22 protein-coding genes and 2 pseudogenes are annotated in these 23,505 nt (G+C 68.0%); 10 read left to right on the forward strand and 14 right to left on the reverse strand.

The window, feature by feature from the left end; genetic code table 11:
• Positions 1-445 precede the first annotated feature (445 nt).
• The 4 genes and pseudogenes from OG303_RS49620 to istB all read left to right on the forward strand — a co-directional run bounded on the left by OG303_RS49620 (position 446) and on the right by istB (position 4,823).
• A complete protein-coding gene (locus OG303_RS49620) occupies positions 446-994 on the forward strand; it encodes an RNA polymerase sigma factor (RefSeq protein ID WP_405876747.1) in 549 nt (182 codons plus the stop codon).
• Positions 994-1,935, forward strand: a complete 942-nt coding sequence (locus OG303_RS49625; RefSeq protein ID WP_405876749.1) for an RNA polymerase sigma factor SigF — start codon at positions 994-996, stop codon at positions 1,933-1,935. Before OG303_RS49620 ends, OG303_RS49625 begins: the two co-directional genes overlap by 1 nt.
• A 452-nt stretch (positions 1,936-2,387) precedes the next feature.
• A pseudogene (gene istA / locus OG303_RS49630) lies at positions 2,388-4,026 on the forward strand (IS21 family transposase).
• Positions 4,023-4,823 (forward strand): IS21-like element helper ATPase IstB, encoded by an 801-nt coding sequence (istB, locus tag OG303_RS49635; RefSeq protein WP_405876751.1) that lies wholly within the window; start codon positions 4,023-4,025, stop codon positions 4,821-4,823. Before istA ends, istB begins: the two are co-directional and overlap by 4 nt.
• Before the next feature lie 43 nt (positions 4,824-4,866).
• On the opposite strand, the gene OG303_RS49640 is transcribed toward istB, so the two are convergent.
• The gene (locus OG303_RS49640) at positions 4,867-5,523 is read right to left on the reverse strand and encodes an HAD family hydrolase (RefSeq protein WP_405876753.1); all 657 of its coding nucleotides are present in this window, start codon (positions 5,521-5,523) and stop codon (positions 4,867-4,869) included.
• Positions 5,524-5,840: 317 nt separating this feature from the next.
• Between OG303_RS49640 and OG303_RS49645 the strand changes: the two genes are divergently transcribed.
• Positions 5,841-6,044, forward strand: coding sequence for a lipopolysaccharide assembly LapA domain-containing protein (locus OG303_RS49645; RefSeq protein WP_405876755.1), 204 nt, complete (start codon positions 5,841-5,843; stop codon positions 6,042-6,044).
• A gap of 6 nt (positions 6,045-6,050) precedes the next feature.
• Here the strand turns inward: OG303_RS49645 and OG303_RS49650 are convergent, their stop codons facing one another.
• Complete coding sequence (locus OG303_RS49650; protein ID WP_405876757.1) at positions 6,051-7,061, reverse strand: aldo/keto reductase; 1,011 nt, start codon at positions 7,059-7,061, stop codon at positions 6,051-6,053.
• A gap of 669 nt (positions 7,062-7,730) precedes the next feature.
• Here OG303_RS49650 and OG303_RS49655 point away from each other — a divergent pair.
• Positions 7,731-8,150 carry a DUF3592 domain-containing protein gene (locus tag OG303_RS49655; protein ID WP_405876759.1) on the forward strand — a complete coding sequence of 140 codons (420 nt, stop codon included), beginning with the start codon at positions 7,731-7,733 and terminating at the stop codon, positions 8,148-8,150.
• Between the two features lie 10 nt (positions 8,151-8,160).
• On the opposite strand, the gene OG303_RS49660 is transcribed toward OG303_RS49655, so the two are convergent.
• The 5 genes from OG303_RS49660 to OG303_RS49680 form a co-directional block, all read right to left on the reverse strand.
• A protein-coding gene (locus OG303_RS49660) for an IS5 family transposase (protein ID WP_405877869.1) occupies positions 8,161-8,981 on the reverse strand; the annotation gives its coding sequence in 2 pieces (ribosomal slippage) (positions 8,161-8,655 and positions 8,658-8,981; 819 coding nt in all).
• Between the two features lie 233 nt (positions 8,982-9,214).
• Positions 9,215-9,979, reverse strand: coding sequence for a dienelactone hydrolase family protein (locus OG303_RS49665; RefSeq protein WP_405876761.1), 765 nt, complete (start codon positions 9,977-9,979; stop codon positions 9,215-9,217).
• A 126-nt stretch (positions 9,980-10,105) separates the two neighbouring features.
• Positions 10,106-10,789 (reverse strand): contact-dependent growth inhibition system immunity protein, encoded by a 684-nt coding sequence (locus OG303_RS49670; protein ID WP_405876763.1) that lies wholly within the window; start codon positions 10,787-10,789, stop codon positions 10,106-10,108.
• A 17-nt stretch (positions 10,790-10,806) separates the two neighbouring features.
• Entirely contained in the window at positions 10,807-11,499 is a 693-nt protein-coding gene (locus tag OG303_RS49675; protein ID WP_405876765.1) for an RNase A-like domain-containing protein, read from the reverse strand.
• 179 nt (positions 11,500-11,678) lie between these two features.
• Positions 11,679-12,056, reverse strand: a complete 378-nt coding sequence (locus OG303_RS49680) for a hypothetical protein (protein ID WP_405876767.1) — start codon at positions 12,054-12,056, stop codon at positions 11,679-11,681.
• Between the two features lie 494 nt (positions 12,057-12,550).
• Between OG303_RS49680 and OG303_RS49685 the strand changes: the two genes are divergently transcribed.
• The gene (locus OG303_RS49685; RefSeq protein WP_405876769.1) at positions 12,551-13,615 is read left to right on the forward strand and encodes a LacI family DNA-binding transcriptional regulator; all 1,065 of its coding nucleotides are present in this window, start codon (positions 12,551-12,553) and stop codon (positions 13,613-13,615) included.
• Here the strand turns inward: OG303_RS49685 and OG303_RS49690 are convergent.
• The 4 genes from OG303_RS49690 to OG303_RS49705 are packed head-to-tail and all read right to left on the reverse strand — an operon-like array spanning position 13,578 to position 18,190.
• Positions 13,578-14,969, reverse strand: coding sequence for a glycoside hydrolase family 32 protein (locus tag OG303_RS49690; RefSeq protein ID WP_405876771.1), 1,392 nt, complete (start codon positions 14,967-14,969; stop codon positions 13,578-13,580). The genes OG303_RS49685 and OG303_RS49690 overlap by 38 nt on opposite strands.
• A complete protein-coding gene (locus OG303_RS49695; protein ID WP_405876773.1) occupies positions 14,966-15,820 on the reverse strand; it encodes a carbohydrate ABC transporter permease in 855 nt (284 codons plus the stop codon). The genes OG303_RS49690 and OG303_RS49695 overlap by 4 nt, the downstream gene beginning before the upstream one ends.
• Positions 15,821-15,833: 13 nt before the next feature.
• On the reverse strand, positions 15,834-16,784 hold the full coding sequence (locus OG303_RS49700; protein ID WP_405876775.1) for a carbohydrate ABC transporter permease: 951 nt from the start codon (positions 16,782-16,784) through the stop codon (positions 15,834-15,836).
• Positions 16,781-18,190 (reverse strand): extracellular solute-binding protein, encoded by a 1,410-nt coding sequence (locus OG303_RS49705; protein ID WP_405876777.1) that lies wholly within the window; start codon positions 18,188-18,190, stop codon positions 16,781-16,783. The genes OG303_RS49700 and OG303_RS49705 overlap by 4 nt, the downstream gene beginning before the upstream one ends.
• Positions 18,191-18,412: 222 nt before the next feature.
• Between OG303_RS49705 and OG303_RS49710 the strand changes: the two genes are divergently transcribed.
• Entirely contained in the window at positions 18,413-20,002 is a 1,590-nt protein-coding gene (locus OG303_RS49710) for a glycoside hydrolase family 32 protein (protein WP_405876779.1), read from the forward strand.
• Positions 20,003-20,400: 398 nt separating this feature from the next.
• Here the strand turns inward: OG303_RS49710 and OG303_RS49715 are convergent, their stop codons facing one another.
• The 3 genes and pseudogenes from OG303_RS49715 to OG303_RS49725 all read right to left on the reverse strand — a co-directional run.
• The gene (locus OG303_RS49715; RefSeq protein WP_405876781.1) at positions 20,401-20,769 is read right to left on the reverse strand and encodes a hypothetical protein; all 369 of its coding nucleotides are present in this window, start codon (positions 20,767-20,769) and stop codon (positions 20,401-20,403) included.
• Positions 20,770-20,781: 12 nt separating this feature from the next.
• Positions 20,782-20,910: a hypothetical protein gene (locus OG303_RS49720; protein ID WP_405876783.1), complete on the reverse strand. Its 129-nt coding sequence runs from the start codon at positions 20,908-20,910 to the stop codon at positions 20,782-20,784.
• A 436-nt stretch (positions 20,911-21,346) separates the two neighbouring features.
• Positions 21,347-21,619, reverse strand: a pseudogene (locus OG303_RS49725) (transposase family protein); the annotation flags it as partial.
• A gap of 413 nt (positions 21,620-22,032) precedes the next feature.
• On the opposite strand from OG303_RS49725, the gene OG303_RS49730 reads away from it, so the two are divergent.
• Together OG303_RS49730 and OG303_RS49735 are read left to right on the forward strand one after the other, a co-directional pair.
• Positions 22,033-23,025, forward strand: a complete 993-nt coding sequence (locus OG303_RS49730) for a zinc-binding dehydrogenase (RefSeq protein WP_405876785.1) — start codon at positions 22,033-22,035, stop codon at positions 23,023-23,025.
• 65 nt (positions 23,026-23,090) lie between these two features.
• On the forward strand, positions 23,091-23,432 hold the full coding sequence (locus OG303_RS49735; RefSeq protein ID WP_405876787.1) for an EthD family reductase: 342 nt from the start codon (positions 23,091-23,093) through the stop codon (positions 23,430-23,432).
• Positions 23,433-23,505 lie beyond the last annotated feature (73 nt).

Here is a 23,505-nt window from a genome sequence, read left to right on the forward strand (position 1 = left end):
CGGACGTCACCGCACATCCAACCGCCACGACCACCAACCCGGCGAACCTACGCGGTCACAGCACTAGCCCGGCCGCGCACTCATCCAGGAGCGCGCTGAGGGACCGGACGTAGAGGTCCCGCCGGGCAAGGAGCCTTGTCATCATCTCGCCCACTGGGGGCGTGTACACGTTTTCGGTGTCGATTTCCTCTTCTTGGTAATCGCATAGCGAGCCTCGGGAGGTCAACGCCGTGACGCCGCAGTGGAGTTGGGTGATAGTGGGCACCGGGGTGACGGCCGCTGCTGGCGCTGCCGCACGGACCTGCGGTTACCTGCTGAGGGAATACATGCGTGCCCGGGCCATGGCCCTGATGGCGCGTGAACTGTCCGTCCGAGGAGGGCTGGCTGAGGTGAGCGATCAGGACGGCACTGCATGGAGTGTGCGCCTGGACGTGCAGGAACCTCAATGACGGCCCCGCCCGAGGAGGAGTTCGACGCGCTGTTCCGTCAGTGGTACCGGCCTTTGCTAGCGCAGGCGATCTTCGTCTGCGGAGGGCGTCGCACCCTGGCCGACGATGCCGTGCAGGAGGCATTCCTGCAGTGCTGGCGGCGCTGGAACGCTCCGCACCTCGAACCGGTGCGGGCCTGGCCGGCTTGGCTGCGCACCACTGTTGTCCGTGAGGTGCTGCGGTTGCAGAAGGAGGCTCGCGCGGTCGGCTTCGACGCGGAAAGGCATGATCAGGCCGCGGCGGAAGTGGACTTGGCGTCCTGGATGGACGCGCGCGGCGCCTACCGCACGGTTTTGGAGCGCATCGTGTCCCTCAGCGACAAGCAGCGCGAAGTCATGGGCCGCTGCGCGATTGCCGGGCAATCGCTGGGGGATGCCGCGAAAGAGATGTGTATCCAGGTGGCGACGGCACGCGTGCACCTGCACCGTGCCCGCCAGGCCTTGGAAGATGTGCGCAGGGAACTGCAGGAGCTGGGTGTCATCGACGCGGGCGAGGGGAGGCAGTGATGGTCGACCACCGGGATGATGACGATGCTGCCGCACTGTGCGAAACCCTGATGGCGAGTGAAGGACCGGTCGGTTCGTTCGTTGCCACAGCCCAGGACGTCGAGTCGGCATTGATCAGGGTCAAGCGGCGGACGAGGGCGCAGCCGGCCCCCCGGCCTGCCTACCACGCCGAACCCTCCAGCGACCGTAGCGGAGCACGGACGTTGTTCGTCGAGCTGCGCATGCTGCAGGAGGGCAGCGTCGAGTACGCGGAGCTGCGCAACCGGCTGGTTCGTATGCACCTGCCGCTCGTCGAGCATCTCGCGCGACGCTTCCGCAACCGTGGTGAGCCGCTGGACGACCTCACCCAGATCGCCACCATCGGGCTGATCAAGTCGGTGGACCGTTTCGACCCGGAGCGCGGCGTCGAGTTCTCGACCTACGCGACCCCGACGGTCGTCGGCGAGATCAAGCGGCACTTCCGTGACAAGGGCTGGGCGGTGAGCGTCCCGCGCAGGCTCCAGGAGCTGCGCCTCGCGCTGACCACGGCGACGGCGGAGCTTTCACAGCGGCATGGCCGCTCGCCCACGGTCCACGAGCTGGCCGAGAAGCTGGGCATCTCGGAGGAGGAGGTCCTGGAAGGTCTGGAGTCGGCCAACGCGTACTCCACGCTGTCCCTGGACATCCCCGACACGGACGGCGAGCGGGTGGCGGCCGCGGCGGTCGCGGACAAACTGGGGGCAGAAGAGGAGGCGCTGGAGGGCGTCGAGTACCGGGCGTCGCTCAAGCCGCTCCTGGAGGACCTGCCGCCCCGGGAGAAACAGATCCTGCTGCTGCGGTTCTTCGGCAACATGACGCTGTCGCAGATCGCGCAGGAAGTCGGGGTCTCGCAGATGCATGTGTCCCGGCTGCTGGCCCGGACGCTGGCGCAGCTGCGGGAGAAACTTCTCCTGGACGAATGAACCGCTCCGCACAGCAGATCCCCGTGCCCCCTGTCCTCGCGCCCGGGCATCGTCTTCGGGGCGCGCTGAGCGGCGAACGGCCGCTTGTGCGTGGGGCGCCTCGGCGGGCCCGGGTGTACAAGTGGCCCGGGCCCGCCAAGGCGCCCCGAATGCGGATGTTGCGGGGTCCGGCATGACCGACCACCCCCGAACCATCGGCTCTGACATGGATCTTGGGACGCATCCTGCAGGTTGGAAGTGCCCTCCGCCTGGACCGACAGAACCCCTCAGCAAGTTTCATCGTCCCAGGTCAGGAAGGCACTTTTGGCTTTGTAGGTGAGTTTTGAGGCCAGTGGTGGGTGGGTTCTGACTCCAGTGCTGTAGGTGGAGAGCTGATGTCGGTGAGTTTTGACTCCACTGGGGGCCTTGCGGTGGGAGTATCGGGGTGCATCAGCTAGCCCTGGGTGGCTCAAGTGCCCCTTTCGAAGGTCGAGTTGTACGCGGCGATACGCCATGACGCTCGGGTCGAAGGGCTGTCCAGCAGGGCTTTGTCGGCGAAGTACGGGGTGGGCCGACGGACGGTCGCGCTGGCGCTGGAGTCGGTGTGGCCGGCGCCGCGCAAGCAGCTTCCGCCCCGCAAGACGCGGCTGGATGTGTTCAAGCCGGTGATCGACCAGATGCTGCGGGCGGATCTGGACGCGCCGCGCAAGCAGCGGCACACCGTCAAGCGGATCTTCGACCGGCTGCTGGACGAGCACGGTGCGGTGGGGGTGAACCTATCCGATGGTGCGGGCCTATGTCGCTGTCCGCCGGCCGCAGATACGGATCGAGGCGGGACGCGGGCCGCTGAACGCGTTCATCCCGCAGACCCACATGCCGGGGACGGAAGCCGAGGTCGACTTCGGGGACGTGATGATCCGTCTGGCTGGCGAGCAGGTCAAGGTGTTCCTGTTCGCGATGCGTCTGTCGTATTCCGGCAAGGCGGTGCACCGCATCTTCGCCTCCTGCGGGCAGGAGGCGTTCTTCGAAGGCCACGTCCACGCTCTCAGCGTGCTGGGCGGCGTTCCCTGCGGCAAGGTGCGCTATGACAACCTGCGGGCCGCGGTCGCCCGGGTGCTGGGCCTGTCGAGAGCGAGGGTGGAGAACGAGCGCTGGACTGCGTTCCGTTCGCACTACGGCATCGAAAGCATGTACTGCCGCCGGGGACTCGAAGGGGCCCATGAGAAGGGCGGGGTGGAAGGCCAGATCGGCTGGTTCAGGCGCAACCACCTGGTCCCCGTCCCGGAAGTCGCCTCCCTCGCCGAACTCAACGCGATGGTCGAGCAATGGGACGCCGAGGACGACGACCGCCGCATCCGGTCGCGGCCCAGGACGATCGGCGAGTACTTCACCGTCGAACGCCCACTGCTGCGGCCACTGCCGGACGAGCCGTTCGAGACCGGCCGGCTGTTCAGCCTGCGGGTGGACCGATACGCACAGGTCAGCGTCCGCACGAACCGCTATTCGGTGCCCGTGGGGCTGATCGGCCGCACCGTCCGGGTGATGCTGCACGCCTCCGAGGTCGTCGTCTACGACGGTCGCAACGAGGTCGCCCGGCACGAACGGCTGATCGCCAAGGGCCAGTCCCGCCTGGACCTGGATCACTACCTGGAGGCCCTGGTCCGCAAGCCGGGTGCCTTCCCCGGCGCGACCGCGCTGGAACAGGCCCGCTCCGCAGGCAAGTTCACCCCTGTCCATGACGCCTGGTGGGCGGCGGCCTGCAAGGCCCACGGCGACCGGGACGGGACCCGGGCACTGATCGAGGTCCTGCTGCTGGGCCGGCATCTTCACCAAGAGTACCTGGTGACCGGGCTCGCCGCCGCCCTGCGGGCCGGCGCACTGACCGCGGACGCGGTCGCGCTGGAGGCCCGCAAAGCTGCCGAGGCCGACGAGGCACCGCCCTCGCCGCTTGATCCAGAGCCGGACCGGGCGAGGGTGACGTTCCTGACCGAACGGCGGCTGGCCCACTTGCCGCCCGACAACCGGCCGCTGCCGTCGGTCGCGGCCTACGACCAGCTGCTGCGGCCACGGCAGCGGCCGGACCGTCCCGCCGTCGAGGGAGACAGGCCTTGACGACGTTCAAGCGCCACCGCGGACTGACCGAACAGGCAGCCGACGCTGCCGTCGACCAGGCGTGCCGCATGCTGCGACTGCCCACCATCCGGGCCCAGTTCCCCGAGCTGGCCGAAGCAGCCGCCCGTGACCAGATGTCGTATCGCGGGTTCCTCGCCGAACTGCTGATGGCCGAGTGCGACGACCGGGCCCGCCGCCGCTCGGAACGACGGATCAAGGCCGCAGCCTTCCCCCGCGAGAAATCACTGCGGGCCTTCGACTTCGACGCGAACCCCAACGTTGACCCGGCGGTCATCCACACCCTGGCGACCTGCGAGTGGGTCAAGAAGGGCCTGCCGCTCTGCCTGATCGGCGACTCGGGCACCGGCAAGTCGCACCTGCTGATCGCACTGGGCACCGAGGCAGCGATGGCCGGCTACCGCGTCCGCTACACGCTCGCGACCAAGCTCGTCAACGAGCTGGTCGAGGCCGCGGACGAGAAGGTGCTGACCAAGACCATCGCCCGGTACGGCCGAGTCGATCTTGTGTGCATCGATGAGCTGGGCTATATGGAGCTGGACCGCAGGGGCGCTGAGCTGCTGTTCCAGGTTCTGACGGAGCGTGAGGAGAAGAACAGCGTCGCCATCGCCTCGAACGAGAGTTTCAGCGGCTGGACCAAGACCTTCACCGATCCCCGGCTCTGCGCGGCCATCGTCGACCGGCTCACCTTCGGCGGCAACCTGATACAGACCGGCACCGAATCCTATCGCCTGGCCCTCACCCAGGCCCGGGCCGCCGCACAAGACAACGCCCGCTGAGGACGTCACCCCGGGGTGAGTGCTGGGCTTGCTCGCAGATCAATCAGACGGCTCCGGCCGCGGGACGTTCACCGTCGTGGTCACCTGCGAGCAGCCCCAATGCCTCCTCCGGCCTGGTCAAGGTGGCGTCGGACGGTTCCGCACCGTCGTACTGGTGTCCCCACGCGGCAGCGGCACTGACACTTCCCGCGGCGGCGGCAGCACGCAAGTCGAGTGGGGAGTCTCCGATATAGGCCAGATCAGCTGGTGCGACGCCGAGTTGCTCAGCGGCAAGGACCAGGCCGTCGCCGGCCGGCTTGGGCCGCTGCACGTGGTCTCCGCCGATGAGTACGTCGACGTCGAGACCCGCGGCCCTCAGCAGCATCGCTCCAGCACGACTGCTGGCACCAGTGAACACCGCCACAGCACGGCCGCTTTCCCGAAGGGCGCCCAGCACATGGGCCACCCCCGGGTAAGGAGCGACCTCGACGTCCTTCAGCTTGCGGTAGTACACCTCGGTCTCGTCCAGCGCGAGTTCACGTCCGACCAGGTGAGCCAAGATCACCTCGGGCGTTCCGCGGGAGTAGGAGGCGACCACCTCTTCGGGGCCCACACTGGGCCCGCCGAGCTCTCGCACCGCAGCAACGAAGGCCGCCGGCACCACCACAGTGGAATCCAGCAGCGTGCCGTCCATGTCCCACACCAGCTCCAAAGTCGCCATCCGGCAATCCTGCGGCAAGAGCCCACACATGATCAAGACTGGTCATGGCTACGGCGGGGAGGCGACCGACCGGTGCCAGTTCTCATCGACATTTCGAGGCTCTGCGATCAACAAGTGCTGCCCAAACTCGTCGATAAGTGGTGTCCGTTCTCGACTACGAAGCCACCCATGCTTCGGCGGCGGGCACCGGTGCTCCGTTTTCAGATGTAGAGATGTAGGAGTCCCACGTCAAAACGGATCCCGGTGCCCGCGTCACATCAGCCTGCCGCCCCTACCCGCGAAACCTCTCACCAATTGACCAAACTCAGGAGCAGTCGGTGGACGTCAGCTACTTCGGTGGCCATGGGCACGTTCCGCTGCGCGTGGCCCTGCTGCTGGCCGCGGTGGCGGGCATCCTGCTCACCCCGCTGGCGGGCAGCGCGCAGATCATGCAGTTGCGCGCGACCGCCCGCAAGCACCGCCGGGCCCACCACAGGGCTGTGAAGGCCGAGGCCAAGGACTCGTCGAAGGCCCGGCGGTAGCCCGCACTACCGGGAGCCCGCCACAGGGCGCGGCTTGTAGAAGGACTCCTCCAGGTAGGCGACCTCGTGCGGCTGGTAGGGCTCCTCCAAGTAGGCGGCCTCGTCCTCGTCGAGTTCGACGTCCACCGCGGCGACCGCGTCGGCCAGCTGGGCCGGCTTGGTGACCCCGACGATGGGCGAGGTCACCGCCGGGTTGCGCATGACCCAGGCCAGGGCGACCTGGGCCGGGGACAGACCCCGCTTGCCCGCGATCTCGTGGACGCGCTCGGCCACTGCCTGGTCCTCGTCGCGGTAGAGGATCTTGCCGCCCGGGTCGGTCCCGGCACGCGCCGTGGCGGTGTCCCGGACCCGCGTCAGCCTGCCCCGCGCCAGCGGGCTCCACGGGATCACGCCGATGCCCTGGTCGGCGCAGAGCGGGAGCATCTCCCGCTCTGCTTCCCGGTGGATGAGGTTGTAGTGGTCCTGCATCGACACGAACCGGGTCCAGCCGTTCAGGTCAGCCAGATACAGGGCCTTGGCGAACTGCCAGGCGTGCATGGAAGAGGCTCCGATGTAGCGGACCTTCCCGGACTTGACTGCGTCGTGCAGCGCCTCGAGGGTTTCCTCGATCGGGGTGTCGTAGTCCCAGCGGTGGATCTGGTACAGGTCGATGTAGTCGGTCCCCAGTCGCTTCAGGGAGGCGTCGAGCTCGGCGAAGATCGCCTTGCGGGACAGCCCGGCGCCGTTCGGGCCGGGGCGCATCCGCATCCAGACCTTGGTGGAGAGAACGACCTCCTCGCGCCGGGTGAAGTCCTTGACCGCCTGGCCGACGATCTCCTCGCTGCTTCCGGCGCTGTACCCATTGGCCGTGTCGAGGAAGTTGACGCCGCCCTCGAGGGCCTGCTTGATGATGTCCCGGCTGGCGTCCGCGCCCAGCGACCAGGGCTCGCCGCCCCGGTCCGGCTCGCCGAAGCTCATGCCGCCGAGGGTGATGGCGGAGACTTCCAGTCCGGTCGTTCCGAGTTTGATGTATCGCATGCTTCCGAACCTAGGAGTCGGAGTGCGCTCTAACGCAAATTCGGAGGCGTGGGGCATGCGCGCCCTGTCAGGTTTCGACCGTTTCGGCCGGACGTACCAGAGAACCCAGTAGTAGCGAGTAACAAACTGTCAATTCTCGGCCGAGCGCGTCGGGCACTACTCAGCCCACCCCCGACGGCAAACCGCCCTCGCGGGTCCGTCGCCACGACCGATCATCGCTCGATCACTAAGAGATTCCGCTGGTCCGGGCGGCGGTATCGCGGCGCTCGCGACGGCGCCCCTACCCGCGGCATCTCTAAGTTCCAAGACCCCACAAAAGTAGGCCCGAACTTAGCACCCTCGAACACCTGCACCCGCCGCAGCGGGGCCGCCAGGTGGAGTCATTTCTCACCTACAAAATCCGGCCCCCAACGCATCGGGTGGAGTCAGAACTGACCTACAAGTGGAGTCCACCGTCACCTACGAAGCCACACTTTCGCGTTTCCGCGTCAACATCCGCCATACCCAAACGAAACGGCGAGGCTAAGAAGTCCTAACGAAATGATCTATGAACTCGACCGGCCCGTGCGCCTCGCGCTCCCAGCCGGACCTCTTCGTCGGCTTCACGATCGAAGCGGTCGGACCTCCGCTCCATCGACTCTCCCCGTAGCAAGGCCGTAGCCTGCGGGCATGAGTTGGGAACATGTCCTCGGATGGTTCTTCGCCGTCGTGTTGGGAGGACTCGCCCTCGGGTTCTTCACGGGGGCGTGGGACAAGTACCGTCTCAATGCGCGAGGACGGTGGATCGAAGCCGAGATCGTCCGTGTGGATGAGGACAAGGACACCGACGGCGACCCGCGCTTCTACCCTGTGGTCGCCTTCACCCCTCCAGACGGAGAGCCGGTCGAGGTCAAGTCCCTGTTGGGCAAGCCCTATCCACCTGAGTGGGGTTCTGACGCGGGCAGCAAGGTCAGCGTTCGGTACGACCCGGCTAAGCCAACGAGGATCGAACTGCCGGGGTACAAGGGAGAGGGCGCTCTCACGAACCTCATGGTCGGCCTGGCGATGGCTGGCGCCGTGGTGGCCATCGCCGTCGGGATGCTCCGCTGACGCAGACACCTCACGCCTTCTCACACAATGAGCCGAGTTGTCGGTGGGTGATGAGGCAGCAGGCGAGTTTGAGGAATGCTTCGTGAATGTCGGCGCGCCGTTCCCATCGGATCCGCAGACGTCGGAAGCCGTGCAGCCACGCGAAACTCCGTTCTACGACCCACCGGTAGGTGCCCAGTCCCGTGCCGTGCAGGGTGCCGCGTCTGGCGATCGCGGGCACGATGCCCCGGGCGCGGACCTGGTCACGGTAGATGTCATGGTCGTAGCCCCGGTCAGCGAACAGCGAGTCCGGCTTGCGTCGAGGACGGCCAACCCGGCCGCGGACCGGCGGGATCGCATCGAGCAGTGGCAGCAGTTGCGTGACGTCGTTGCGGTTGCCGCCGATCAGCAGCACCGCGAGCGGGGTGCCGTGCCCGTCGGTGATCAGATGGTGCTTCGAGCCGGCCCGGCCCCGGCCGACCGGCGAGGGGCCCGTATAGATCCCCCTTTTAGCGCCCTGACGTGGGAGGAATCGACCACACACCTTGACCAGTCCAGCCGCGAGGCCGCGTTCAACTCGGCCAGCAGGACCTCGTGCAGCCGCAGCCACACGCCGGCCTCGTTCCAGTCCCGCAGCCGTCGCCAGCACGTCATGCCCGACCCGAACCCCAACTCCTGCGGCAGGTACTCCCACTGGATCCCCGTATGCAGCACGTACAGGATCCCGCACAGCACTTCCCGGTCCGGCAACGGCCTGCGGCCGGGATACCGGAACCTGCGCTCACGCTGCGGCAGCAGCGGCTCCAGACGGTCCCACAACTCATCCGACACGATCCACGGCGACGTCCCCACACCAGACCGAACGCTCAACTCCCGCACCAGTCACGGCAGCCAGGAACGATCCACCTCTTTGTGTTAGCCGTTGTAAGTGGTCTGTTCCATGACTCCTTCGGGTGTTGACGGAGCGGCACCACCTGGCGCGAAAACCCGTCATGTCGCATGCGGTGGACCGGGGGCCTCCTCAACCTGGCCAACAGTGGCAGGTACGACGACAGACCTGCCGCCAACTGACCGGCCAGGGTGTCCTATTGGCCGAGCTCGGCGGCGAACAAGGTACGCACACGCGTCCAGGAATCCTCGGCGGCAGCCTTGTCGTAGACCCCACGCCCAGGGAAGAAGAAGGCATGCTGGGCCTGCGGATACACGACCGTTTCGTGGCGTACCCCCGCCGTCGTCAGCGCGTGATCGATCCGGCTGCGTTGATCCGCGTCGATGACGTGGTCGAGCTCCGCGAAGAACAAGAGCATGCGTACATCGCGGTCGGCGATACAGCTGGTTGCCTCCAGCAGCGGTTCCGGACGGCTCAGCGCGGTGCCGGCGACGGGCAGCCAGCCGGGGTAGAAGATCGCCGCTGCCGCGAGGTCGATCCGGCTTGCGGCGAAGTAGGCGATGTGGCCGCCGAGGCTGAAGCCGAGAACTCCGGTCTTCCCGGTGGCCTCCGCCTGGTCGCGGACGTAGGCGGTGCAGGCGCGCAGATCTGCCTCGACGCCCTCGCGGGTTAGCTCACCGAGCAGTTCGAAGCCGCGCTGCCGGTTCGCATCGCTCTCCTCCAGACCGGCGGCTGTCTCCGGGCCGGAGCGGTGATAGAGGTTCGGGGCGATCGCGACATAGCCGAGTGCCGCTACCTGGCGCACGACGTCCCGGACCTCCTCGGTCACACCCCACAGTTCGGAGCAGACGAGCACGGCCGGATGGCTGCCGGGCTCTGCTGGACGGGCCAGGTAAGCGGTCATCGCTATGGAGCCATCCACTTCGACGTCCACATCCTGCGTGACGATTTCATATCCCATGGAAGTCCCCTCAAGCCTGACAGTTCGACAGACTCTGTCACATCACCGAAGCCACCGGGAGCCGAATCGGGATCCGGACAGCCGGGTCGAGCGACCCCGGCGTTGCACACTTCCGTAAGCTCCATGTCAACCCCCGAAAGATTTCCAGGGCCGATCACTAAAAGCGACCCGGTGGCAGATCATCTCAAGCCATTGCCGGAGCGACATGCCTTGCGGCGGCAGAAGGTCGAGCCCCAGGGCCTCAGTTGCCGTGTCGAGTTCATGATCCGAGGACGACATGGCCAGGAGTTCACCCATCTCCTGCACTGCCTGTGCACGGTCTTCTGGTAGGGCTTCGCTGACGTACTCATCGAGAACTTCATCGCGTGAATCGTAGATGTACGAGAAGTCCCGATGAAAGTAGGCTCCGAGCAACTGACTCAATGCAGGGAATCGCTCGTTCCATTCCCACGAGTTCTGCGGATTCGCATAAGGGACGCGGGATGGGTCTTGCAGGAGCTGGTAGAGATGGCCTCTGACGATGCGCAGGCAATCCTCCACGCTCGCCCCCATTGGCGGGCGGATGCGCGGCAGGTTTTCCACTTCATCTGCAATCTCTTCGGAGAAGAGCCCGACGGAGAGTAGGTCATCAATTTGACGGAGCGCCGTTGCGGCGCGTTCAGGGTCCCTCGCGGCGATCCTGAGATACGAGGCCAGGCCGGGACCAGGGGTCTCCGCGGTGTCGGAGAAGGTGAAGCCTGTCTGTGCATAGGCTTGCAGCAGGCTGCCGAGTTCGTAGAAACGCTGTCCGGGAGGGGGCGGCTGGCTCATGAGGTGCTCCGAGGGCACTAGGGCTGGGGGAATGAGGTGAGGACGCGGTATCCGGATTTCGCCGACGGGTCGGCTTTGAGGATGACGCGAACCTTGTTCACCCATGTCGTGGGTTGTCCGTGAGTGAAGTCATAGCGAGTGAGGTGGAGCACTGTGGGCTCGTCACACTCCGCTTCCAGTCGCAGCGGATTCTTCGCGCCCTTGGTTAGCCATTCAGAGATCTTCCGCTGGTTTGGAGTTTGAGTTAGCGTCTCGTCCGTGAAGCGTTGGGCCTTATCGACGTCAACGTATCGCGAGTCCGACTTAAGTTTCGGGTCTTCGCGCAGGCGTTTGCGCATGCCGTCAGTAGTCTTGTCGACATGCTTGTCGATGGTATGAGACTTGCTCTTGCCTCCGAGGCTCTTACCTTCGTCACCGCGGACATCTGCACGGTGCTCGGGCTTGGTCCGCTCCTTGCGCTTACTCCTGGGCCACGCGTTGTGGACTCCACCGGATCCATTCGATGCACTCTGCACCATGAGTGCGATACCCGCGACGCCCAGGGCACCGGCCTGAACGGCGGCTTCAGCGGCGGCTGCTCCAGCAAGCACTCCACCTCCTGCCAGAACAAGGCCGCCGGGCGGGAAGAGCATGATCAGGGCAGCGAGCGCGAGGATGGTCAGCGCGATGCCCGCATACAACTCAAGGTCTTCCAGGAACGCCAGGAGCATCGAGACGGGTTGCTCGGTGACGTGACCGTCCAGGGGCCGGCCTTACCGGTAGTGCGCGTAGAACAGCAACCCGCCGGATATGAGCGCGCCGGTCGCGGGCCATACGCGCAACCGGATGAGCGTGAGGGTTTCCGCGATCGGCTGGCGTCGGCTCACCACCCACGCCCGGATGAGCAGGATTACAGTAACCAGCGGTCAAGTAGGAATCTCTCGGTCGGTCGACCACGCCTGCTGTCGGTCCGGGATGAGATCGTTCCCCCATGGCCGACATGGACGGAGCAGCAACCGAAACCGACGCCGAGCAGGCCGTCATCGCTCGGTATTGACTGACCGACGACGGCTTCGGCGGACAGAACCAACGGGAGACTGTCCGCCAGGCCAAGTTGCTGTTGACCGAGGCGATCGAACAAGCTGACGTCGGCGAGTTCGACGGCAACGAGTTCGGAGGCGGTGAGGTCGTGCTCTACGCCTACGGACCTCATGCCGACGCGCTCTTCGCTGTTATGGCACCCGGATCCGACTGGTTCCAGCGCAAGGCCGTCGAGAAGGATCGTCACCGTCAGCAGACTGCGCTTCCTGCATGCCCGCCAGGTGGTGCGCGTCCGCCGCAAGCGCCGCCGCATCGGCGAGAAGGAGCGGCAGGCGGAGACCGCCTACGCTGTCACCCCTCTGCGCGCCGAGCAGGCCACCGCGAAGAAGATCGCGGCCCGGGCACGCGCGCACTTAGGTCATCGAGAACACCGTCCACCGGACCGAGGACGTCACTTTCAGCGAGGGCGCCAGTCAGGTCCGCCACCACAGCCCGGTCGTCGTGAGCGGCTTGCGCACTCTGGCCCGCGCTACCGGCCACCGGGCCGGTGGGTCGGCATCGCCGGCGGATGACGTGCTTACGCCCAGTTGGAAGCAGTCCCCGCCCTCCGAGGAATCCGGTGGTCAAATCGGACGCCCACGCCGCGGCGCCCTGAGAGGATCTCGCGTGTGCCGTGGCGCTCCCCGCGGATAGGGTGGACGGTGATCGACAGGGACGGGCTGGGCGAGGGCGGCGGACGGCGTGGGCGGTGCCAAGGAGAGCAGGAGCACGGGCACCGGGCGCCCGACGTCACGGGACGTCGCCCGGCTTGCCGGCGTGTCGCACACCGCGGTGTCCTTCGTGTTCAACGGCCGGGCCGAGGGCAACCTCTCGGCCGCCACCCAGGAACGCATCCGGCAGGCCGCGGCCCGGCTGGGCTACCGTCCCGACCCGGTGGCCCGCGGTCTGCGCCGTCGCCGTACGGCCGTGATCGGGCTGGTCACCGACGAGATCGCGTCCTCGCCGTTCGCCGGTCGGCTGCTGCGCGGCGCCATGGAGACCGCCTGGGACAGCGACCATCTGGTCCTCACCGTCGACTCCGGCGGTGACCCGGCCAAGGAGGACGCGGCCGTCGCGGAACTGCTCAACCGGCGCGTGGACGGCATCATCTACGCGGCCATGTCACTGCGCCGGGTCCACGTCCCCGAGGGCCTGCACCGCACCCACTCCGTGCTGGCCAACTGCCTGCCCGAGGACGACTCCCTGCCCGCCGTGGTCCCTGCCGAGCGCGCCGGTGGCCGTACCGCCGCCCGGCTGCTGCTCGGTGCGGGCCACCGCCGGCTCGCCGTGATCGGCGGTCTGGACGACATCGCCTCGGTGGAACGTACCCGCGGCTTCCGGGACGTGCTGCGCGCCGAGGGCGTCACCGTGCCGAAGGAGTGGATCGTGCGCGGCGGCGGGGAGATCTCCGCGGGATACGCGGGGGCGCTGCGCCTGCTCGACGGGGTCGAGCCGGGCCGTCGCCCCACTGGTGTCCTGTGCTACAACGACCGGGTCGCGGCGGGTGTCCTGCACGCCGCGACCCGGCTCGGGATCGACGTGCCCGCCGATCTGTCGGTGGTCGGTTACGACGACCAGGAGCACATGGCCGCGTTCCTCACCCCGCCGCTCACCTCGGTCGCGCTGCCGCACCGGGCGATGGGCGAGGCGGCGGCCCGGCTGCTCCTGGACGCCATCGAAGCCGGCCAGGCGCCGCCCGCGACCGTCCGGCGCCTGGCCTGCCCTGTGGTCAGCCGCGCCTCCGTGGGTCCGGCGCCCACCCGGTGACCCGGGCACCCGGCCCGTCGACGACCAGTTCGGCGATGTCGCCGGGGCGCCGGTAGACGCGCTCGGTGACCATGGCCCGTTCCGCGACGAAGAGTTCGAGGAGCGAGCCGTCGACGAGTAGCCGTAGCGCGAGTTCCGGCCCCTTCGGCACGTGCACGGTGATCGGGGCGGAGCCTTCCCTGCCGGTCCGGGGCCAGGCGCTGCGGTCGAGGACGACGGTCCCCGAGGCGGGGTCCGCCCGGACGGTCAGCTCCCGGCCCGCCGCGTCCCGGAGCAGGCTTACCGTGGTCGGTTCGCATGCGGTGACCGTCAGGTCGTACGTGTGGGGAAGCGGAACCCGGCCCGGCGCGGTGACGAACGGCTCGGCCGGGCGCAGCAGGTCGAGTTCCGGGGCCGGACTCACCCGCAGTGAACCGTCGGTGTGGATGTCGACGACCCGTGGCGCGGTGAGTACGCCTGCCCATCCGGCCCGGTGTATCTCCTCTTGCGGGCGGGCCTCCCACGACCAGCCCCACAGCAGTGCGCGGTCCGGCTCCTGGAGCACGGTGGGAGCGTAGAAGTCCCGCCCCTGGTCGAGCCGGCCGCCGGCGCGCGGCACAAACCTCAACGCGCGCTGGCCATCGGCCTGCAGACGGCCGGTCAGGTATCCGGTGGAGCAGGGATCTCCGTCCCACAGGGACACCAGAAGCACGTGGTCGCCGCCTGCTGTCCGGTACAGGTGCGGGCACTCCCAGCCCACCGACTTGTCGCCGAACACACCCGCGGCCACCGGGTCCTTGCCGTCCAGCAGCACACCGGCGAACCGCCAGTCGGTCAGGTCGTCGCAGTCGTAGAGCAGGACCGACGGCGTGCCGTCGGCGTGCCCGGCCCCGACGAGGGCCCAGCGCCTGTTGGCGCGGCGGAAGACGAACGGGTCGCGGAACATCACTACGTCCAGTCCCGGCGGCGGCCCTGCCACCACCGGCGTCGGCAGCGGCTTCCACTCGGTCAGCCGCTCGTCGTCCGGGTCCGCCGCCCGCGCCAGGCAGATGGTGCCGAGTCCGGCGTGGGAATGGTCGACTCCCGTGTATACGGCGGTCGGTGTGCCGGCGTCGTCGGTCACGCAGCCCGACCAGCAGCCGGCCTCGTCGGGGCCGCCGGGCGTCGGGGTGAGGGCGATCGGGTGGTGCTCCCAGTGCGCGAGGTCGGTGCTGGAGGCATGACCCCAGTGGACGTTCGCGTGCACCGGTGCGTCGGGGTTGTGTTGGTAGAAGAGGTGGTAGCGGTCCCGCCAATGGAACGGCCCATTGGGGTCGTTGATCCAGCCGACGGGCGGACGGACCCTGAAACGCGGCGCGTTGGGGTCATTGCTCAACGGTTGACTCCTGCCGAGGTGATGCCCTCGCGCAGAGGGCGCTGGCCGACGACGAACACGGCGAGGGCGGGGAGCATCGAGAGCACGACCCCGGCCAGGACCACCGAGATCGACCCGGTGCCGAGGTTGCCCTGCAGGGAGACCAGACCCAGCGGAAGCGTGTAGTTCTGGCTGGAGGTCTCCAGGATCAGCGGGCGGAAGAACTCGTTCCAGTGGTAGTTGAAGGCCAGCACGCCGACGATCGCCAGGCCGGGTGTGGCCAGCGGCGCGTACACCGAGCGGAAGATCCGCCAGGGCCCCGCGCCGTCCAGCATGGCCGCCTCGCCCAGGTCCTTGGGCATACCGAGGAAGTACTGGCGCATCAGGAAAGTGCCGAAGGCCGTCGGGAAGGCCGGGATGATCAGGCCGAGGAGCGTGTCGGTGAGGCCCATCGACTTCAGCACCAGGAACACCGGCACGATGGTGACCTGCAACGGCACCATCATGGTCGCCAGGACCAGGCCGAAGAGCGGCTTCTTGAAACGGAACTCCAGGCGCGCGAAGGCGTATCCGGCCAGGCCCGCCGTGATCATCTGGCCGACGGCGATCAGTGCCGTCACCAGTGTGGAGTTCAGGGCGAGCAGCCACACGTCGATCTGCTGGAAGACCCCGCGGTAGGCCGCGGTCGTCGGGTGCGTCGGGATGATCTGCGGGGGCAGGTCGAAGGACTGGGCCGGAGTGCGCAGTGAGGTGGCGACGGTCCAGATGACCGGGCCCAGCGTCAGCAGGGCGCACACGGTCAGTGCGGCGATCCGGGCCCAGGGGGTGAGTGAGTGACGTACGCGACTGAGGGTCGGGGTTGCTTGGCTCATGCGGCTCACCGGCTCACTGGTAGTGGACGAAACGCCGGCTGAGCCGGAACTGGAGGGCGGTGACCGCCATGATCAGCACGAAGAGCAGCACGCCCACCGCGGATGCCTCGCCGAAGTCGAGCTGCTCGAAGGCCCTCTCGTAGATCACCATCACCACGGTGCGGGTGGCGTCGCCGGGTCCGCCGTCGGTGAGGACGTAGGGCTGTTCGAAGACCTGCAGGGCATTGATGATGCCGACCACCGACGCGACGAGCAGCGTCGGCGACAGCAGCGGCAGTGTGATGCCGAGGTGCTTGCGCAGGCCGGTCGCGCCGTCGAGAGCGGCGGCCTCGTGGATCTCCTTGGGGATGTTGTTCAGACCGCCGACGAACAGCAGGAACGAGAAACCGAACTGCTGCCAGACGTAGACCAGGATCACCGTGGCCATCGCCGCGTGCTCCGAGGTCAGCCAGGGCACGGGCGCGACGCCGACCAGGCCGATCAGCCAGTTCACCACCCCGAAGTCCTGGTTGAACAGGTACTTCATCACCACCGAGATCGAAGCGGCGGACAGCACCAGCGGGAAGAAGAACGCCGAACGGAACACCGAGCGCAGCCACACCGGCATCCGCCCGTTCAGCGCGAGCGCCAGCGCCAGCGCGATCAGCAGTTGCAGCGCGACCGCGAGGACCATGAAGAGGAGCGTGTTGCGGAAGGAGACCAGGACGGTCGAGTCCGTGAAGGTCGTGCGGTAGTTGGCGCCGCCGGCGAAACGGGGCGGGTCGATCACGTTCCAGTGGAACAGGCTCAGCACGAGGGACCCGATGATCGGCACGACCGTGAAGACGACGATGCCGACGACCGTGGGCGCCAGGAACAGCGCGGCCAGCAGCCGGGCGCCGCGGTCGCGGACGGATGGCCGCACGGCGAGGGCGGGTGGCGTGGCGGGCCGCGGACGTACGGCCGGGACCTGGGTGTTCGTCATACCTCACGCTCCATGGCCTGCTCCAGGGCGCCCTGCATCCGGCGCAGCGCGGGACCCACCGCACGCGGCGAGGCCAGCGCGGTGCCGGTGTACTTGAGCAGGACGTCGGTCACCTCGGCGACCTGCGGCGGCGCGGGGATCGGGCCGGTGTCGGGAAACCGGTCGAGGGTGTCGTAGAAGACCTGCCAGTGTGCCGGGCCGCTCGCGGCGTAGCGTGCGGCGTTCAGCATCGAACGCCGGGCCGGGGTGGTCTGGTTGCTCTGGAACAGCCGGGTCATGGTGTCCTTGCGGGCCGCGTACTTGATGAACTCCCAGGCGGCTTCCTGCTTCTTCGAGGTGCGCAGCAGCGCGTAGCCCGCCGCGCCGAACTGGTGGCGCTGGGTACGCCAGCGCGGGAAGTACTGCACGTCGTAGTCGGCGGCCCGCATGCCGGCCAGATGCAGGCCGCCCGCCCAGAATCCGCCCGCCGGTGTGACGCCGACGCGGCCGGTGGAGAACACGCCGACCAGATTGCTGCCGTTGCCGCCCTCGGGCCGGGTGCACAGGTTCTCCTGGACGAGGGAGGCGAGATAGTCGTACGCCTCCTCGACCCGGTCGGCGGTGGCCTGCGGGGTCGTCCAACGAAAGCCCCCGCCGCGCCCCTGCCGGTCGGCGGCCGGGTAGAAGGTGTCCCACAGCCAGGAGCCGCCGGGCGCCTTCGACTCCTTCAGCAGGTTCGTGCCGTTCGCGAAGAGCCAGGGCACCACGCCGCCCCACAGCCGGTTGGTCCAGAAGTACGGCGTGAAGTGCGCGTCGCCGGCGCGTTTCATCTCCCGCAGCAGCGCGGTGAAGTCGTCGCGGCTCCAGTCGGCCGCCGGGAAACCCGCGCCTGCCCGCTGCAGCACCTGCTTGTTGAGGTACATGTCGGCGGCGTTGAACTCCATCGGCAGCTGGTAGAGGTTCCCCTCGTACATCATCGACTCCACCAGCGAGGGGTGGACGTCGGCGAAGTACTCACGCAGCTGAGCCGCGTCCCGCCGCACCCAGCGGTCCAGGGACACGCCGAGCCGTTGGGCGAACAACTGCACGCCCTCGGTGGCCACATACACCAGGTCGGGGGCGGTGCCCGCGGCGATCTGGGTGAGGATCTTCGCGAAGAAATCCGACCAGTCGACGGCCTGTACCGCGTTCACCCGCAGTGGGATGTCGGGGTGGAGCCGGTGGAAGCCCTTGGTGAGGGCGTCGACGGTGGCCGGGTCGAAGGCGGCGCCGAGGGTGGCGACGACGAGGGAGCCGTCGTCACGGCCGGGGATGTCGGCTCCCGTGAGCCGGTCCCAGCTCGCGGCGGTCGCGGCCAGAGCGGCTGCTCCGGCCCCGTATGCGCCGTACCGCAGCAGCGTGCGGCGGGGGAGGTGCGAGTCAGTCATCAACGGGCCTAACTCGTGTTAGTTCAGGGGTGATGCCCCAGATGATGGGAACCGGGCAGCAGACCTGTCAAGGGTCGGGAACGCTTGACCTTTAACGGGTTAGGTCTACAGTCCTCGTTCGCAGGAGCCGATTTTTCACGCCCTTCGCGTTGTGAGCCGCACTCGCGTGCGTGACGAGCCGCCACGGGCCCTCATGGGCCGCCACGAGAGGAACGATGTGTCATGCCCGGAACATCGGGGATATCCAGGAGATCACTGTTCGCGGGATCGGCGGCGGGCACCGCCGCCGCGCTGCTGCCCACCGCAACGGCCACGGCCGCACCGAAGCCCAAGCCCGGGGCCACGGCCGAGAGCGTGACCAAGTCCGCGGCGAGCGGGGCGAGTTACCGCGCCGCGTACCACTTCACGGTCCCCGACCAGTGGAAGAACGACCCACAGCGGCCCGTCTGGATCGACGGCGAGTACCACTACTACTACCTCTACAACGCCGACTACTTCACCGGCGTCGCCGGCACCGCGTGGCGCCTGGCCACCACCAAGGACCTGGTCTCCTTTGCCGACCGCGGAGTCGCCGTGCCCAAGGACACCACGCCCAACGGCGATCTCTGGTCGGGTTCGGCGGTGGTCGACACCGGCAACACGGCCGGATTCGGCGCAGGCGCGGTGGTCATCATCGTCACCATGTCCCCCGGTGGCGGCACCGACGACCAGGAGCAATTCTTGTACTACTCGACCGACGGCGGTCTCACCTTCAACAACTACGGGACCGACCCCGTCCTGCCCAACCCCGGCGTCGCCGACTTCCGCGACCCCAAGGTGATCCGCGACGAGGACCGGGGCCGCTGGGTGATGGCCCTCGCCGAGAACGACAAGATCGGTTTCTACCACTCCGACGACCTCAAGTCCTGGACGTACGTGAACGGTTTCGTCCACGACGGCATCGGCGTCCTGGAGTGCCCCGACCTGTTCCGCATCACCGCCGGCGACGGCACCGTGAAATGGGTGCTCGGCGCGAGCGCCAACGGGAAGAGCTCGGGGCTGCCCAACACATACGCCTACTGGACGGGTTCCTTCGACGGCAGCGCATTCACCGCTGACGCGAGTGACCCGCAGTGGCTCGACCACGGCTGGGACTGGTACGCCGCCGTCACCTTCGAGAAGCGGGACGCGAGCGGCGCGGTGGACGCGGCTGCCCGGTACGCGATCGGATGGGTGAACAACTGGGACTACGCCAACACCACCCCCACCATCGACTGCGACGGCTTCAACGGCACCGACTCCATCGTCCGCGAGATCACCCTGAAGAAGGCATCCGACAACACCTACTACCTCGCCTCCCAGCCCGTCGCCGGCCTCGACTCGCATGTCTCCCGCACCGTGAACCTGGGCGACGTGACCGTGGACGGCACGAAGGTGCTCGACTACACCGGTATCTCCTACGAGGTGACGACCGAGATCACCTGGTCCCAACTCACCGGCGCCGGCCTCCAGTTGAGACGCTCACCCGACGGCGGTCGGCACATCGATGCCGGGATCTACGCCAACTACGCCTTCCTCAACCGACGCAACACGGTGAACGCCGACACGTCCGGCAAGTGGCAGGAGAGCCACACCCCGTTCGACCCGTCCGCCGGCACGGTGAAGCTGCGCATCCTGGTGGACCGCACGTCGGTGGAGATGTTCGTCGACGACGGCCGCTACGTGCACACCAGCCAGGTGTTCCCGTACCTGCTGGACACCCGGCTCGCACTGTTCACGATCGGCGGCAGCGCGGTGTTCCGCAACACGGTGATACGCGAGTTCTCGGTGTGAGGCCGGCCAGGGGCGCGGGTGCACACCCTACGCGTGCACCCGATCGGCAACACCGCAACGGGCCGCCCGGTCCTGGAAGGACCCGCGCTCCGCCCCGCTGACACGGCGAAGCCGAACGTCATCCGCATCCGGGTCGTATGGCCCATGCCGGCGAGGGTGTCGTGACCTCCCACCGCACTCCGAGATCAAACCGGGCGAACCTGGCTCTCCCCGGACCTTGCCCCGGCGGAGCCCCTGCGCGTGGGAAGGGGAATCCGCCGCGGGCGAATACGAGCCCCGTTCGCGAGCCGGCGAGACCCTCCCGCGCGGCCCTTGCGTGGCTCCGTGGGGCCTGATCGAGGCCGCGTTGAGGCCGCAAGGACAGGAACAGACCGTGGTGCTGTGGTCGATGACCATGCTCATGAGCGGTCGCCTGGCCGGAAGCCGCCCGGCCGGCTTAGGACGGTCGGCACCGCGAGCGCGATGAACATTCCCGGCCGCACCTGGAGTGCCCACCCTCGCTCCACCAGTCGTTTCGCCTTCGATCGCAGTCCCTCGACCTTCGCCGGGATGGCCTCCAGCCCCAGCGCGACGGCCAGTTGCCGGCAGCGCATGCCCTCCCGGCCCGCTTCGGATTCCGGCACCGACAAGATCCGCTGGTAGTCCGGCGCGAGGGCTGTCGCCGCCATGCCCGTCTCCCGCCGGGGCACCGTCGAACCCGTCACCGCGCTTCCCGTCGGCTCCGTGACCATCGAAGGCGGCCCGGCCAGCACCTCGGTCACTGTCACCCGGGCATCCACCTACCGCTGAAGCTCGCGTTCGGCCTCACCGAGCGCGGCCTGCACCCGCTGGGCCTCCTCCTGCAACCGCGCGATCTCCTCTCGGACCCTCTTCTCCCTGGCCTCCAACAGACCGAGAACCGACGCCACCAGCCACCTCCACGAGCCAAACGAGCGGACGAACCACGCCCATCTCTCCTGCCACCGACCGGAGTTCATGCCCACCCGCCCCGAACCAACCGATCACGTTCGGAAGGCGGATGACGTCTGATATATCCGGGCGGAGCCATCCACACTTTGGCCGATGGGGCTGCTTGCGCTGGGTGTGCATCGCGTCGCTGGTGACTACGGCTCCGGCCAGGGTCGGCCAAGATGTCCAGCAGCGGCTGGAGGCAGGTGATCTCGTTGCTCTTCTCGCCGACGTCCAACTGGGCAAGGACCAAGCCGGTGGTGTGCTCCAGTGCGGCGAGCAGATGGATCTTCCGGTCCTTCGCCTTGGCAACACCCCGCAGGCTTTATTCCACGGCCAGGCCGCGCAGCTCGACGGCCCCGTTGGCTTCGGCCGACGGTCCGCGAGCCACCTTCCAATCGCTCGGTCCAGCGCGTCGCCGGCGATGCCGGCCAGCAGTCGGCGAACGGTTGTCTCGGCGGGCAGGACCCGCCTGGGCAGGAGCGGATCGGGACGGACACCGACCTGTTGGAGCACGTACGCCGGGGCGTCGGCGATCCACTCGCCGACCGCCAGCAGTGAGGTCGCTCCGGCCAGCACCGCACACGCGGTCAGCGTGAGTACGACGGTCAGGCGGTGGCGCACCCCGCGTGGATCACATGGATCCGCGACCTCGGCCAGCCGCTCCAGGAGGCCGGGGACCTCCCTGGATACGACCTGCGGGTACTCGCGGAGCTGGCCAAGGGTCCGCGACTACTTGATGGAGCGTCAGTAACCGCTACTCGACGGCACGGCGCACGCGGTCCCATGAGAGAGCGACCCACAGCAATCGACCACTGCGGTGACGCTCCGCGACCGCTCTCCACGATCTGTGCCAGAACCGTTCAGCGGAACCCCGCTGTTCTGGACCCACGCCGCGCCGCACGACGAGGTCGAGCTCACCATGAACAGCAGACTCATTCTCGGTGGAAGCTGACCCCGAGTGGTCTGGGAGCGGCCGATTCCTTTTTGTGGTGGCCGGGATCTACATGGTGGGAGGCGCGGCCCGCACGACGGGTCGGTCGGTCTCTCTCATGTACGCCGAGAAAGAAAGGCTGATCGCCATGAGCATTCCCGCGACCATGCGCGCGCTGCAGCAGACTTCCCTCAACGGCCCGCAGGACATGCGCCTGATCACCGAGATGCCGGTGCCGAGCCCCGGCCAGGGCGAGGTCCTGATCCGCGTCACCGCCGCCGGGGTCAACTTCGCCGACATCTCGAAGGCCCACGGCACGTTCCTGGACGGCCCGCGGCCACCGTACCTGGCGGGTTTCGAGGCCGCCGGTGAGGTCGTCGCGGTGGGCGAGGCGGGGACCGGGCCGCAACCGGGGGCCCGCGTCGTCGGCGTCGGAACCGGCGCGTTCGCCGAGTACATGGTCCTGCCCGCGGCTGCCGCCGTGCCGGTGCCTTCGGGCTGGACGGAGCAGCAGGCGCTGGGTCTGGTCGTGAACTGGCCCACCGCGCTGGCCGCGCTCAAGCCTCTGGGCGATATCGCTGCCGGGCAGGTTGTGCTGATCCACGCCGCGGCGGGCGGGACCGGCCAGGCTGCGGTGAGAATGGCCAAGCACTATGGTGCGACGGTCATCGCCACCGCCTCGCCGGGCAAGCACGAGACGGTGCGGGCACTGGGAGCCGACCACGTCCTGGACTCTCTCGGCGGCGACCTCGCCGCCGAGGTGACGGAGCTGACCGGCGGTTGCGGCGTCGATGTGGTTTTGGAGTCGGCCGGCGGCGCCACCTTCGCCGCCAGCCTGGCCGCGGCCAAGCGGGTCACCGGCCGTGTCGTCGTCTACGGCGTGGCAGGCGGCGAAGCCCCGATCACCAACTGGGACCTGGTGTACACGCACCAGGTCCACATCATCGGCCTGAATATCGGTGTGCTGATCCAGGCCGCACCGCAGATCTTCGGCGAGCTGATGGGTGAGCTGTCCGCGCTGATCGCGGCCGGCGTGCTCGCCCCAAGTCAGCCCACCGTGTACGACCTGGCCGACGGCCCGAAAGTGCTCATGGAACTGGAGGCCAGGGCCACCGTCGGCAAACTGGCCCTGCTGCCCTGAGAAACTCCCAGTGCCGAGCCGGTGGTGCCGCACACCGGAGGTTCCCATGACAGGAGTTGAAACAGATGACCGCAACCGTGGACCCGGCCGCCAAGCAGATGGCGCGATTCGTCGTGCTGTACGACACCCCCTCCGACATCGACGCGTTCGAACGGCACTACAACGACGTCCACATTCCGTTGGCGAAGCAGTATCCGGGCCTGCGCCGTTACACGCGCAGTCATGAGCCGGCGGCCGTGATCGGCGAGCCGTGCTACATGGTCGTGATGCTCGACTGGGACGACATGGCTGCGCTGGAAGCCGCGCTCGGGTCGGAGACCGGCCGGCGCACCGCGGAGGATGCCGCGGCGAACCTGGCCCGCTACGCGACGTTCCGCGGCATGATCCTGCAGCTCGACGAGGTCTGATCGTGGACGCCGCCTTTGCGAGAGGGTGCCCGCCTCGTCGACAGTGGCTGAGGCGGGCCTGGCGTTGTCGGCG

Origin of the sequence: Streptomyces sp. NBC_00005, assembly GCF_045160215.1 — a bacterium.
Lineage (GTDB): Bacteria > Actinomycetota > Actinomycetes > Streptomycetales > Streptomycetaceae > Streptomyces.

Excerpts from the sequence above, each read along its gene's own strand:
- OG303_RS49620 (WP_405876747.1), top strand. The coding sequence starts at position 446 with ATGACGGCCCCGCCCGAGGAGGAGTTCGACGCGCTGTTCCGTCAGTGG.
- OG303_RS49625 (WP_405876749.1), top strand. The coding sequence starts at position 994 with ATGGTCGACCACCGGGATGATGACGATGCTGCCGCACTGTGCGAAACC.
- OG303_RS49640 (WP_405876753.1), bottom strand. The coding sequence starts at position 5,523 with ATGGCGACTTTGGAGCTGGTGTGGGACATGGACGGCACGCTGCTGGAT.
- OG303_RS49650 (WP_405876757.1), bottom strand. The coding sequence starts at position 7,061 with ATGCGATACATCAAACTCGGAACGACCGGACTGGAAGTCTCCGCCATC.
- OG303_RS49655 (WP_405876759.1), top strand. The coding sequence starts at position 7,731 with ATGAGTTGGGAACATGTCCTCGGATGGTTCTTCGCCGTCGTGTTGGGA.
- OG303_RS49665 (WP_405876761.1), bottom strand. The coding sequence starts at position 9,979 with ATGGGATATGAAATCGTCACGCAGGATGTGGACGTCGAAGTGGATGGC.
- OG303_RS49670 (WP_405876763.1), bottom strand. The coding sequence starts at position 10,789 with ATGAGCCAGCCGCCCCCTCCCGGACAGCGTTTCTACGAACTCGGCAGC.
- OG303_RS49675 (WP_405876765.1), bottom strand. The coding sequence starts at position 11,499 with ATGCTCCTGGCGTTCCTGGAAGACCTTGAGTTGTATGCGGGCATCGCG.
- OG303_RS49695 (WP_405876773.1), bottom strand. The coding sequence starts at position 15,820 with ATGAGCCAAGCAACCCCGACCCTCAGTCGCGTACGTCACTCACTCACC.
- OG303_RS49700 (WP_405876775.1), bottom strand. The coding sequence starts at position 16,784 with ATGACGAACACCCAGGTCCCGGCCGTACGTCCGCGGCCCGCCACGCCA.
- OG303_RS49705 (WP_405876777.1), bottom strand. The coding sequence starts at position 18,190 with ATGACTGACTCGCACCTCCCCCGCCGCACGCTGCTGCGGTACGGCGCA.
- OG303_RS49710 (WP_405876779.1), top strand. The coding sequence starts at position 18,413 with ATGCCCGGAACATCGGGGATATCCAGGAGATCACTGTTCGCGGGATCG.
- OG303_RS49730 (WP_405876785.1), top strand. The coding sequence starts at position 22,033 with ATGAGCATTCCCGCGACCATGCGCGCGCTGCAGCAGACTTCCCTCAAC.
- OG303_RS49735 (WP_405876787.1), top strand. The coding sequence starts at position 23,091 with ATGACCGCAACCGTGGACCCGGCCGCCAAGCAGATGGCGCGATTCGTC.